This is a genomic window from Alcaligenes endophyticus (assembly GCF_026344035.1).
Classification (GTDB): Bacteria; Pseudomonadota; Gammaproteobacteria; order Burkholderiales; family Burkholderiaceae_B; genus Alcaligenes; species Alcaligenes endophyticus.
The window spans coordinates 77550-89395 of record NZ_JAPKND010000005.1; the positions used below are offsets into that span (position 1 = coordinate 77550).

Consider the following 11846-nt stretch of genomic DNA (forward strand, 5'->3'; position numbering starts at 1 on the left):
TATTCCGAGTTTCTTAGAAAGATTGTTTTTAGGTTATTACATGACTATCATCGATTCCATTTTGCAGCGACGCTCCATGAAAATGGTTCAGGGGCCAGGCCCCAATGCAGAACAGTTAGATACTTTGTTGCGGGCGGCTATGTGTGCCCCTGATCATGGGCGTTTGCGGCCTTGGCGTTTTAAGTTGATTTGTGATGCTGATGTGGTAGCGTTGGGTGAATTAGCGATTGCTGCCAATGAGCGTGCAGGGACACCCCTTACCGAGCAGAAAGCGGCCTCTACCCGGGCTTGGTTAGCGAAAGTGCCTTTGCTGATTGCCGTGGCGTGCCACTTGGATCATAGCAATGAAAAAATCCCTGAAGAGGAACGCTTACTGGCTTGCGGCGCAGCCGTCACTAATATTTTGAACGTGGCCCATGCTTTAGGTTTTGGGGCTTTCTGGAGCACAGGGTTAGGCACCTATACCGATGAAGTGCCTGAGGCCTTGGGTTTTGATGCCTTAGATTATCGTTTTATGGGTTTTGTCTCCATTGGTACACCTATACACAAGCTGGGTGCGCCAGAACGTCCAGACCCGGCCGAGTTTGTTCAGCAATGGCACGCAAGCTAATACACCGTGCAGCGCTGCTCCATATGAAGGACTTGCTTAGCAGGTCCTTTTTTACGACTATGTTCTGCGGCTCTTAAGCGCCTGTGGTTAGGGTTGGGCTGGGATGTATAGCCACTAAACCGCCCGCATGGCGCAGTTCGTTCAAAGCGGTGTTTATCAGTTGTTCTTGTCTAGACCCAGGCTGATCACTGCTCCAGTTTTCGTTGGGTATTTGCTCTGGGTGCCCGTGCTCGATGAGGTCGGCTAAAAGCTGTAAAAGCTGCTTGTCATGGGGGCTACAAGGTGTGTGGGGTTGAATGGAGTACGTAGTGATGGCATTGTTAATGCGAGCAGCGCCAGCGATGAGAGGAAACCAAGATAGCGCTTCTTGACTAGCCGCAGGAGGGTCGGAGAGTTGTTTTTGCAAACTGCTACGTAGATCGGCCAATTGAGCGTAGGCAGCGTGGCGAGCACGATGGATTGCACTCTCGTCCTTACCTTCTGGTTCTTCTAATAAAGTGCGAAGGTAGTTGGCCAGTGTGCTGCGTAGTGCTTGAAAAGAATCAGAGAAATGTTTGTGCCTAGATTTATTAGGCCAGATGATATAACCAAAAAACAGGGCGATGGCGCTGCCGATGAATGTGTCGATCAACCGTAGTACGGCATAGTCAATGCTGATGTGCAACGGTATTACATATTCTAGCAATACCAAAACTAACGGCGTGAGAAACAAGCACATGAAAGCATAGTTACGCTGTGCAGCCCAAGGGAGCAAGGCAGCCAATACGGCCATAAACAGTATGAAGACGGGGCCCGAGGGTACGAAGTAAAGAATGAGTCCACCTATTACTACTCCTGCACTAGTGCCTATGCAGCGTAAGGCAGTGCGGGCAAAAACTGATCCCATGTCAGGCTTCATTACAAGTATGACGGTCATAGGTATCCAATACCAGTGGTCGTAATTGTCTTTCCAACGCAAGTTGTAGGCAATGAACGTACAAAGCGCTAAGGCGCTCGCAGTGAGTAGCACCTCTTTTCCAGGGCTAAGCTCTCCTACAAACGCCCAAAATCGTTTTCGTGTCGTGGTTCGTGGGTTAAACAGCGTAATGTGTAATTGTGTGAGCAAACGACTGCCTGGCTTTTCCCATAAGGTGGTAATCAGCGTATTAAGGTAGCCTTCCAGTCCGTCTTGAGTTTGGCTGATCAGCCCTGAGGGCAATGCTTGGGGAGTTCGATAATACGCTTGGGCACACAGTGTTAAGCGCTGTGATAGGGCGTGTAGGGCGTTCGAGTCCTCAGAGCCAATAATCGCCGCAAACAAGTTATCGCAATGCTGCAGCGTGGCAGCGATATGTTCAGAACTAATACTGCGTCCTGGAGACAAGGAACGAGTATGAAACATCAGCGTGTACAGCGAGCTCATCAAATTACTGAACTTTTGCGCCATGAGCTCTGTGTCTTGGCCTTTTGCTTTGGCATCGGCTAGTGTGGCCAAGCTAAGTAATATTTGATGGGAGTATTCTGCCTCTTGTGAGCGTCGTGAAAGCAGGGCTTCTATCGCCAACATGAACGCATAAAAAAGGCTACTGGCTAACAATAGGAGCGCTGACTGGTAGTAATGACCTCCAGATGAGGTGCTGACAGAAATGGTCCCTAGCATAATCATCTGCATGGTCCCAATCGACAAGGCGGAGGTGTAGCTACTTAAAATCGCAGACAAAAAAGCGAGTAAAGTCATGCAGAGAGTAACGACCTCCCAAGGGAGGCTGCTTAGGTAACCAAGCATCATTCCTAACATGGCTAGGGGAGTAATAATAAGCATGCGCAGAAAAATGACCTGATACGGATTATCCCGCTCGGAACTGATCTGAAGCATGAAACCTAATGATACCCACAGGTAAAGGTCGAGTTGATTCGTTAGCAAGCCAATGATTAACGGTAAGCTAATGCCAAGCGCCGAGCGCAAGGAGCGCGGCCAGTTCCAAGCGGCCGGTTGCAGATGCGTCAGTTGCTTGAGCCACGTGACAGGGTGCGCAAAGGACGCAGACTGAGTGGGAGTGCTTGCTATATTTTTCACTATCAGTAGGTCCGAGTTTGGGTAAAGTAAAGGTAAGACAGACTACCGCGCATGTTTTAGGCTTAGAACGATAACTCTTATTCTTATAACCTGTTTATAGCAGTCTGTGACGCCGTTGAATAGGACTGACGCTAGGAGTGATAGAGTGCAGGCATTGGGCAACAAGCAAATGCTCAGGCTGTACCAGTAGTTTAATAAGAAAAAGGTAACGTTTTGTTGTTGTCATTGCGTAGACATGTACCCGCACCATAGTATTTAAGAGTGCACGCTTAATGGGCTACAACATGTCCCAGCACTTTTACTCAAACGTATCCCTATTGAGGTACCACATTGACCACGCAAACTGATTCCGTTAAATATGACGCTGTCGACTGGCACTTGGGTGGGGACTACCCTGGCGACCTAGGCCGGCAAGGCGGACGTACCCATATTGGCCTATATTTGGCCTGGTTGGTAGAAAAAGGCCTGTTAGCCAATACCTTTACTGAGCGCTATCCCGAGCAGGTTCGCCAGTGCAAAGATCATCTACTGACAGGCTCGCAATTGCTACAAGACTGTTGCGACGATGTGCTGGTCAGCGAAGATATGACGCCGATCGGCAAGGCCTTCAGCGATTTTTATTATGACGACCTTTATCTGGATGATTACGTGGACACTTTAGACGACGAGATATTCCCGTCTATCTACCATGTACCAGACAATTGGGATACGTATGAGACCTTGCACCCGGTTCTAGAGCAACGCTACGAGCATTGGCGCGGCGAGCAAGGGCTGGACGGCTAGTTTGTGCTTGCCTTAGGTGTACGTGGAGCGGGTGATGGGAATCGAACCCACGACGTATGCTTGGGAAGCACAAGTTTTGCCATTAAACTACACCCGCTGTAGCAAGACATAAACAGTAACGCAGTCCTATTTACTTGTCCAGAATTTTTTCTTTTTTGATAATAATGCGTGTGTCTTGTGGTGGTGAATGCGCCTAAATAGCGGGATTTAGTTAGTGGGCTGCTGTGGGCAACTCACTAAGCTTGTGCGCCGTCTAGCCCATTAAGTATGGCGCACTCAGGGTCGGCGTCACCTCTACACTGCTCGGCTAGTTGTTTCAACTGTGTCGCCATATTCAGTAGCTCTTGGGCGTTGGCCTCCAACTGTTGTATGTGTTTTATAGCAAGCGCCTTGACCTGCGCACTACTGCGTTGGGGGTTGCTCCAGAGCAAAGTGAGCTCTTGTATGTCTTGTAGGCTAAATCCCAGTTTTCTCGCCTGCGCGATAAAGCGTAAGGTGTCAATGTCTTGTTGGCCGTAATGCCGGTAGCCGTTCGCCTGGCGATGACTGCTGAGCAATCCCATTTCTTCATAGCGGCGTATCATTTTAGCGCTCAATCCACTGAGCTTGGCGGCTTCGCTGATTAGCATCGTGTTTTGCCTCGGGGGTGGTTGATAAACGTTATTATAGGGGTGAGTGTTTTATTCTTTTAGATGATTTTTTGTGAGGTGAGAGTGATGTCATTCGAAATTCAAGTTAAGGATATGACCTGTGGTCATTGTGTGCAAACCATTACGCATGCCGTGCAAAGTATCTACCCTTCTGCGCAAGTGCAGGCAGATGTCGCCACACATCGGGTACAAATTCATGGTGAAGTGGATCAGGCAGCGGTCTTACAGGCGATTGGCGATGCTGGTTTTACACCCGAAAGCCTGTAGGCCGACTTGAATGGGTTAAGTCATTTTTATCGATCAAACATTAAGGAGTCGGCATGCAACAAATAAGTTGTGATGTAGCTATTATCGGTGCTGGGACAGCGGGGATGACTGCCTACGCAAGCGCTAAAAGGGCAGGTCAGCGCGTGGTGTTGGTAGAAGGTGGCCCGTACGGTACCATGTGCGCTCGGGTAGGGTGCATGCCCTCTAAGTTGTTGATAGCGGCGGCAGAAGCCGCTCATGCAGTAAGTGAGGCTGGCGTGTTTGGGGTGAACGTGCCCAGCTGGTCAATAGATGGTCAGGCAGTGATGCAACGTTTGCGCCACGAGCGTGATCGTTTCGTGCAAAGTGTGATTGATGATGTGGATGCCTATGATGCAGCCGATAAAGTGCAAGGTTACGCACGATTTTTAAGCAACCATCGCTTGCAGGTAGGCGAGCACACCCAAATACAGGCCCAACATATTATTGTGGCTACTGGTTCGTTGCCAGTAAGACCAAAGCCTTTGCTGGCTTTGGGCGAGCGTTTAATTAGCAATGATGATGTGTTTGATTGGCAAGACTTACCTCAACGCGTGTTGGTGGTGGGTGCGGGCGCCATCGGGCTGGAGCTTGGGCAGGCATTGTGTCGCTTGGGGGTTCAGGTAAGCATGGTGTCGCGCAGCACGAGCTTAGCGGGTCTTCAGCATCCTGATTTATTGGCCTTGGGCCACCGTACCTTCGCCACTGAGCTGGATATTCGCTACGGTGCGGATGTCCTAGGGGCAGAGCTTCGTGACGGGCAAGCGTGGGTGAGCTTACGCTATCAAGACCAAGAGCTAAGCGAGTCTTACGACTTTGTGTTGGCTGCTGCGGGGCGTGCGCCGCAATTGGAAGGTTTGCAATGGGAGCAAACCACGGCTCAGCTCGATGAGCGTGGCCGTCCAGTGGTTGATCCAAAAACCTTGCAGGTGGTGGGCACGCCTATTTATTTAGCAGGCGATGTAAGCCCTACGCGAGCCTTACAGCACGAAGCAGCTGACGATGGACGTATGAGTGTGCGACATGCCGTAGAAGGTCAGGCCAATCCTAGCTTGCTTAGTCGCCGCAGCCCTATCGCTATCGTGTTTAGTGATCCACAAGTGGCCCAGGTAGGTACTGTGTATAAAGATGTACCTCAAGACATTGTATGTGGACGCATGGATTTTAGCCGTCAAGGTAGAGCACGGGTTATGGCAAAAAATAAGGGGCGCGTGCATGTGTATGCGCTCGCAGATGGGCGTTTTGTAGGGGCTGAAATGTTGGGTCCGCAGGTGGAGCATTTAGCCCACTTGCTAGCTTGGGCGCATCAACAAGGTTTGACGGTAGAGCAAATGCTGGCTATGCCGTTTTATCATCCCGTTTTGGAAGAGGGGTTGCGGACGGCTTTACGTGATGCGCAGCAGCAACTGCGGCAATTGGCTTCTTAAAAGCAAACAGCTAGGCCTGTGAATAAGCCTAGCTGTTTTTTTACGTTTGAAGCATTGAGTTAGAGTAGTTTGCGTACCCCATCGGCTAGCACGTCGACAGCTTCGGAATCGGGGGCCAAAAATCGGGCTTTACCGTTACGGTCAAAAAAATACACGCCACGACTATGGGCAACTTCGTAGCTGTTAGGGTTATCGCCACGGGGTTTTTCTATTTGGTAGGCCACACGATAACGGCGGGCGAAATCAGCAATTTGTTGTTCCGTTCCTGTTAGGCCTATGGCGTGAGCGTCAAAGGCATTGACATATTGCTCTAAAAGTTCAGGGGTATCGCGGTGTGGGTCGACGCTGATAAACAAAATGCGTACTTGCGCGCTGTCTTGTTCCCCGAGTTGGTCCATTACCTGCGATAACTGCGCCATGGTGGTGGGGCAGATGTCGGGGCAACTGGCATAACCAAAAAAAAGCAGTACTACTTTGCCTTTGAAATCGTCCTGAGTCACCACCTTATCTTGCGGACCTTTTAAGGTAAAACGCAGATCAGGCAAGAAGCCGCGTACTGGATTTAATGATTGCGCGACCGTCGCCGAGCTGAACGCGAAAAAAAGTAGGGCCAGTAGGGGGCGTCTAAGGGTGACAAACCAGGACATAGTAATGCTCGCAAATTAGTGAGTGCTAGCCAGTGCCTCCCCCAAGCCACTGTGCTGCAAGAGTGCGTTAATAGACGGATCACGTCCACGGAACGCGCGGAAAGAATCGGCCGCCGGACGCTCACCGCCTACAGCCAGGATTTCTTTCCAGAAACGGTGTCCTGTGTTGCTGTCTAGCGTGTCGCGTGCACCATCTGGATGCTGATAAGCGTTTTCCTCAAACGCTGCATAGGCATCAGCAGACAGTACTTCGGCCCACTTATAGCTATAGTATCCTGCGCCGTAGCCGCCTGCAAACAGATGAGAGAACTGGTGTGGAAAGCGATGCCAGTCAGGTGGGATAATGACGGCTACTTCAGCGCGCACTTGCTGTAGGTTTTCCATGACCTGTGTGATCGTTAAGCCCGTTTCTTGCGCATGAATCAGCATGTCAAAAAGAGAAAACTCGATTTGACGTACCATTTGCATACCGCTTTGAAAGTTGCGCGCTGACCATAGTTTTTGATACAGATCACGTGGCAAGCTGGCACCGGTTTCGACGTGACTGCTGAGCATTTGCACGACCGGCCATTCCCAGCAGAAGTTCTCCATAAATTGAGAAGGAAGTTCAATCGCATCCCATTCAACAGCTGAAAATGCGGAGGCATCAGGATCGTCCACGCGAGAGAGCAGCGTGTGCAGAGCATGGCCCGACTCATGAAATAGCGTGATGACATCGTCGTGGCTAAACAGAGCAGGTTTGCCCCCTTGCGGAGCCGCAAAGTTGCAGATTAGGTAGGCAATGGGCAAGGTTAGGCCATGATCTGTGCGTCGGCGTGTGCGTTCACTGTCTACCCAAGCCCCGCCTTGCTTGCCTTGGCGGGCGTACAAGTCGGTGTACAGTAAACCTAGCACGGTGCCGTCAGAGGCGCAGACTTCATAGGCGCGGGCATCGGCGTGCCATAACTTTTGCTCATGAGGGCGTAGGCGCACGTCAAATAGGCGTTGCACTACTTTAAACAAGCCCTCCATTACGGTGGGTTCGGTAAAGTATTGCTTTACTTCGTCTTCTGAATAGGCATAGCGCTGTTCACGTAGACGCTCCGAGGCGTAGGCGATATCCCAAGGTTGTAAGGTTTCTAGGCCTAGTTCTTGTGCTGCAAATTGGCGTAATTGAACTAAATCTTTTTCAGCATAGGGTTTGGACTTGGCCGCCAGTTCGCGCAAGAAGGCCTGCACTTGCTCGGGCTCATCGGCCATACGAGTTTGCAAACGCATATGCGCAAAGCTGGGGTATCCCAGCAGGGCAGATTGCTGCGCGCGTAAATCCAATAAGGTTTCAATTTCGCTTGAATTATCAAATTCCGGCGCGCCTTGCTCTGATGCCACGGTGGCATAAGCGCGATACAGTTGTGCACGGATTTCTGAGCTTTTCACATACTGCATCACAGGGATGTAGCAGGGCATTTTCAGGGTGAGTTTATAACCCGTTTTACCATCAGCTTTGGCGGCTTCTGCGGCAGCCTCTAGGCTGTCCGCAGGCAAGCCGTCTAACTGGTTAGCATCTTCTACATAAAGTGACCAAGCATCAATAGCATCTAATACATGCTCGGAAAAGCGTTGCGAGCTTTGCGCTAGTTGCTCGGATATTTGGGCATAACGCTCACGGTCTTGGCCTTCTAGTTCTACGCCGCTAAGCCTGAAGTCGCGTAACGCGGTATCAATAATGCGTTGTCTGGATGGGCTTAGCTCTTGGTAGGCGGGGCTGTTAGCAAACGCTTGGTACCGGGCGAATAGGTCGCGATTGAGCCCCACCCAAGTAGAAAATTCACTGACTTGTGGCAAGCAAGCGTTATAGGCCTCACGTAGCTCGGGGGTGTTCACCACCGAGTTCAGATGGCCTGCGACAGACCAAGCGCGATATAAAACCTCTGTGGCATCCAATAAGGGATCTACAAGGTTAAGCCAATTAGGGCTGTTGTTGGCCGAGCTGATGCCTTCAAGAGCCTGCCTTGCTTGCGCAAGTAGTTCTGGAATGGCCGCTTGTATGTGTGCAGCTTGCACTTGATCGTAGGCAATAGGCGCGTCAATGGGTACCAATAAAGGATTCGTCATAAACTCAATAAATTCAGGGCTGTTGGAGACGGCGTTCTGCGGCCTCTAGGGTGTTGACCAATAGCATAGCAATAGTCATGGGGCCTACGCCACCGGGTACCGGAGTGATGGCGCCCGCGACCGCCGCCGCGCTGTCGAACTCGACATCACCACATAGTTTGCCGTCGCTATTGCGGTTAATGCCTACGTCGATCACCACCGCACCTGGTTTAATCATGTCGCCGGTCACGATGCCAGGGCGGCCTGTGGCCACCACGAGTACATCGGCTCGGCGTGTTTGGGCGGCAAGATCACGTGTTTTAGAGTTGCACAAGGTGACGGTGGCACCTGCGGCAAGTAACAACATGGCCATAGGCTTGCCCACTATATTGCTGGCTCCTACGACCACCGCCTCGGCACCACGTAACTCAACCTGTTCGGATTCCAGCATTTTCATGACACCATAAGGTGTGCACGGACGGAATAAGGGTTGGCCTGTCATGAGTAGGCCTGCATTGCTAACGTGAAAACCGTCTACGTCTTTATCGGCAGCAATGGTTTCAATGACTTTGTGCTGATCAAGATGGGCGGGCAACGGTAATTGCACCAAAATGCCATGCACCGTGTCATCCTGGTTCAGTTGATGGATCAGTGCCAGCAGATCGGTCTCAGAGGTGTCGCTGCTCAATCGTAGGACATCGGATTTGAAGCCAGCAGCCTCGCACGCTAGGGCTTTGTTTCGCACATAAACATGGGATGCAGGATCGTCGCCCACCAATACCACGGTGAGCCCAGGCTGTATGCTTTGTGCTTGTAAGGCTAGGACTCGCTGTGCGACCTCGTGACGGATTTTTGTGGCGAGTGCCTTGCCATCGATAATGCGAGCAGTCATTTATGCTTCCTCGCCTTTTACTAGCGCGATTTTCATTAGATCTGCGACGGTAGTGACTTCAAGTTTTTCCATGATATTGGCACGGTGTGCTTCGACGGTTTTAATACTGATGTTTAGATCACCAGCGATCTGTTTGTTCAGACGACCCGCGACGATGCGCTCTAGGACTTGTTGTTCTCGTGCGGTGAGGCGGGCGAGGATTTCTTGTTGATCTTTTTGTGCCTGAGCATGGCTGGCGCGTTCTTGGGCATGTTCCATCATGCGTGCCACAATCGTACGCAGGTCCGCTTCGTTAAACGGCTTTTCGAGGAAATCGATAGCCCCTTTTTTCATCGTGGTAACTGCCATTGGCACATCACCATGACCAGTTATGAAGACAATAGGAATAGGGGCTTTACGGGCAATGAGTGCCTCTTGCAGCTCTAGGCCGCTCATGCCAGGCATACGTACATCGACAATCAGTACTGCTAATTGGGTGGGGTCATAGACACCTAAGAACTCTTCGCCCGATGCAAAACAGCGTACTCGGTAGCCATTGGCCTCAAGTAGCCAGCGCAGTGAGTCGCGTACTGCTTCATCGTCGTCTACAACATAAATAATGCACGGCAATTGTTGGCTGGTCATTTAAAGCATCTCCAGATTGTTATCGGGTGTCTCTGAGTTTTCACTTACTGCACAGGGTAGAGTAAAGCGGAAAATCGTTCCACCTTCGGGGTTTTCAGTGGCCCAGAGTCTCCCATGATGGGACTCTATAATGGTGCGACAGATGTTCAGACCCATGCCTAAACCTTCTGACTTCGTACTATAAAACGGTTCAAATAAGCGTTCAGGGTTTTGTAAACCGTGACCGCGGTCGATGACAGCCAGTTCGAGCAGGTTGTCTTGCCGAGTGACTACTACATGTAATACATGATACTGGCTTGCCTCCATGGCTTCTACCCCATTTTTAAGCAGGTTCAATAATACCTGCTCTATGAGTATCGGGTCAGCAATTACGTCCGGTAGTGGATCAGGCAGTACAAGATCAATGTCAATTTGGCGTTTGCGGGCATCGATATCGGCAAAGCTGACGGCGTTCTCTATGATGCCCATCATCTTGACTTGCTGGCGTCGGGGTTCGCTGCGTTTGACGAATTCACGGATGCGACTGATGATTTTTCCTGCTCGCTCGGCCTGTTGAGAGGCTTTCTCAAGGGCGGATAAAAGGGATTCTGGGTTATAGCGCCCTGACTTAAGCATGGCAACGGCGCCCATGCTGTAGTTGCTAATAGCTGTTAGGGGTTGGTTTAGTTCGTGCGCCAGAGAAGACGCCATCTCACCCATGGTGGTTAAACGGCTAGTCAGTTGAACTTTTTCCTGTTGTACACGAGACAGTTCTTCATGTTTGCGACGTTCTGTAATGTCGCGTGCCACTTGCAAACGAACTCGGCGACCATCGGTCCAGGCCAGCATGCGATGATGGACTTCAAACCAACGCTGCGCGGATTCGGCGAAAATCTCTACCGTTTCGTCCGTAAAACGCCCTAAGCGCCCTCCCTGTAGTTCTTCGTGGCCATTCGATTGAGCCCCGAAAAATCGTCTGTACGTGCGATTGGCAAACAGTAGCTCAAGCCCGTCACTGGTATCGGCGACGACAGAAATGGCATCGTCTAGCCCCTCAAGGACGGTCATGAAGCGCTCGTGTGCGGCCGTTAAGGCTTCACGAATGCGCTTAGGCTCAGTAATGTCCGTCATTGAGGTCATCCAGCCAATTTGAACCCCGTTGGGGTCACGCAGGGGGGAGACATACATACGTGAAGTAAAGCGCGATCCATCGCGTCGTTGCGCTTCTACTTCAAGCCCGCTACTGGGTGTGCGGCCCGATAGCAGCAGATCTAGAGTGTCTTGATGTTGTTGATGGCGTCCCGGCAGCCAATAAGGAAAGGGCGCCGTCCGACCAACAAGATCGGCCTCGTTCCAGCCTATCATGCGGCAGAAGGCCGGGTTCACATAGGCAATCCGACCATGCATATCAAAAACACGCATGCCGGTAGACATGGAGTTTTCCATGGCACGTCTAAAACCTGTCTCGGCGATCAGGGCCGCTTCAGCACGGGTGCGAAAGCGTGTGTAGCGCCATAAGGCCAGCAAACTGACCACAATGACTAACGATAATGCGATGATCACCATCATCAGGCGTTGTTGACGTGTTTCTTGGTCGATCGTTACAAACATGACGCTGTCGTTTTGCAACCGTTGCAACCAGATAAACACGCCCATCACGCAGAGGTACAAAAACAGTACCAGCACTGGGGTGAGCCAATACAAGCCACGTTTATTATGTGTTGCTTGTTCGTAAAAGGTAGTAGGAATCAGGGACTTTTTAGAATGGTTAGCCATAGCTGCAAACTCGTATAGAGTTGGCATTGTAAGCGTTATTTTGG

The 11846-nt window shown here is 50.9% G+C and carries 11 protein-coding genes and 1 tRNA gene; 4 read left to right on the forward strand and 8 right to left on the reverse strand.

From position 1 onward, the window contains the following. Positions 1-40: 40 nt before the first annotated feature. On the forward strand, positions 41-610 hold the full coding sequence (locus OSH01_RS10385) for a nitroreductase family protein (RefSeq protein ID WP_266124030.1): 570 nt from the start codon (positions 41-43) through the stop codon (positions 608-610). A gap of 73 nt (positions 611-683) precedes the next feature. On the opposite strand, the gene OSH01_RS10390 is transcribed toward OSH01_RS10385, so the two are convergent. Continuing rightward, complete coding sequence (locus OSH01_RS10390) at positions 684-2666, reverse strand: FUSC family protein (protein ID WP_266124031.1); 1983 nt, start codon at positions 2664-2666, stop codon at positions 684-686. Between the two features lie 330 nt (positions 2667-2996). Here OSH01_RS10390 and OSH01_RS10395 point away from each other — a divergent pair, with 330 nt between their 5' ends. Beyond that, entirely contained in the window at positions 2997-3449 is a 453-nt protein-coding gene (locus OSH01_RS10395) for a DUF7832 domain-containing protein (RefSeq protein WP_266124032.1), read from the forward strand. A 23-nt stretch (positions 3450-3472) separates the two neighbouring features. On the opposite strand, the gene OSH01_RS10400 is transcribed toward OSH01_RS10395, so the two are convergent. Both OSH01_RS10400 and OSH01_RS10405 read right to left on the reverse strand, forming a co-directional pair. Next, positions 3473-3546 (reverse strand) — tRNA-Gly (locus OSH01_RS10400). Positions 3547-3685: 139 nt separating this feature from the next. Next, positions 3686-4078 carry a MerR family transcriptional regulator gene (locus OSH01_RS10405; RefSeq protein WP_266124033.1) on the reverse strand — a complete coding sequence of 131 codons (393 nt, stop codon included), beginning with the start codon at positions 4076-4078 and terminating at the stop codon, positions 3686-3688. Between the two features lie 87 nt (positions 4079-4165). On the opposite strand from OSH01_RS10405, the gene OSH01_RS10410 reads away from it, so the two are divergent. Both OSH01_RS10410 and OSH01_RS10415 read left to right on the forward strand, forming a co-directional pair. After that, positions 4166-4366, forward strand: coding sequence for a heavy-metal-associated domain-containing protein (locus tag OSH01_RS10410; RefSeq protein WP_266124034.1), 201 nt, complete (start codon positions 4166-4168; stop codon positions 4364-4366). A 53-nt stretch (positions 4367-4419) separates the two neighbouring features. After that, positions 4420-5811: a dihydrolipoyl dehydrogenase gene (locus tag OSH01_RS10415; protein ID WP_266124035.1), complete on the forward strand. Its 1392-nt coding sequence runs from the start codon at positions 4420-4422 to the stop codon at positions 5809-5811. A 59-nt stretch (positions 5812-5870) separates the two neighbouring features. Here OSH01_RS10415 and OSH01_RS10420 read toward each other — a convergent pair whose 3' ends face one another. The 5 genes from OSH01_RS10420 to OSH01_RS10440 are packed head-to-tail and all read right to left on the reverse strand — an operon-like array spanning position 5871 to position 11802. Then, the gene (locus OSH01_RS10420) at positions 5871-6458 is read right to left on the reverse strand and encodes an SCO family protein (protein ID WP_266124036.1); all 588 of its coding nucleotides are present in this window, start codon (positions 6456-6458) and stop codon (positions 5871-5873) included. Positions 6459-6473: 15 nt separating this feature from the next. Further along, positions 6474-8552, reverse strand: coding sequence for a M3 family metallopeptidase (locus OSH01_RS10425; protein ID WP_266124037.1), 2079 nt, complete (start codon positions 8550-8552; stop codon positions 6474-6476). Positions 8553-8565: 13 nt separating this feature from the next. Next, a complete protein-coding gene (gene folD, locus OSH01_RS10430; protein WP_266124038.1) occupies positions 8566-9423 on the reverse strand; it encodes a bifunctional methylenetetrahydrofolate dehydrogenase/methenyltetrahydrofolate cyclohydrolase FolD in 858 nt (285 codons plus the stop codon). Next, complete coding sequence (locus tag OSH01_RS10435; protein ID WP_266124039.1) at positions 9424-10047, reverse strand: response regulator transcription factor; 624 nt, start codon at positions 10045-10047, stop codon at positions 9424-9426. Continuing rightward, the gene (locus OSH01_RS10440) at positions 10048-11802 is read right to left on the reverse strand and encodes a PAS domain-containing sensor histidine kinase (protein WP_266124040.1); all 1755 of its coding nucleotides are present in this window, start codon (positions 11800-11802) and stop codon (positions 10048-10050) included. It lies immediately after the preceding gene. Positions 11803-11846 lie beyond the last annotated feature (44 nt).

What these genes read in the sequence shown, in the direction of transcription:
- OSH01_RS10385 (WP_266124030.1), top strand. Translation starts at nt 41, where the DNA reads ATGACTATCATCGATTCCATTTTGCAGCGACGCTCCATGAAAATGGTT.
- OSH01_RS10405 (WP_266124033.1), bottom strand. Translation starts at nt 4,078, where the DNA reads ATGCTAATCAGCGAAGCCGCCAAGCTCAGTGGATTGAGCGCTAAAATG.
- OSH01_RS10410 (WP_266124034.1), top strand. Translation starts at nt 4,166, where the DNA reads ATGTCATTCGAAATTCAAGTTAAGGATATGACCTGTGGTCATTGTGTG.
- OSH01_RS10415 (WP_266124035.1), top strand. Translation starts at nt 4,420, where the DNA reads ATGCAACAAATAAGTTGTGATGTAGCTATTATCGGTGCTGGGACAGCG.
- OSH01_RS10420 (WP_266124036.1), bottom strand. Translation starts at nt 6,458, where the DNA reads ATGTCCTGGTTTGTCACCCTTAGACGCCCCCTACTGGCCCTACTTTTT.
- OSH01_RS10425 (WP_266124037.1), bottom strand. Translation starts at nt 8,552, where the DNA reads ATGACGAATCCTTTATTGGTACCCATTGACGCGCCTATTGCCTACGAT.
- folD (WP_266124038.1), bottom strand. Translation starts at nt 9,423, where the DNA reads ATGACTGCTCGCATTATCGATGGCAAGGCACTCGCCACAAAAATCCGT.
- OSH01_RS10435 (WP_266124039.1), bottom strand. Translation starts at nt 10,047, where the DNA reads ATGACCAGCCAACAATTGCCGTGCATTATTTATGTTGTAGACGACGAT.
- OSH01_RS10440 (WP_266124040.1), bottom strand. Translation starts at nt 11,802, where the DNA reads ATGGCTAACCATTCTAAAAAGTCCCTGATTCCTACTACCTTTTACGAA.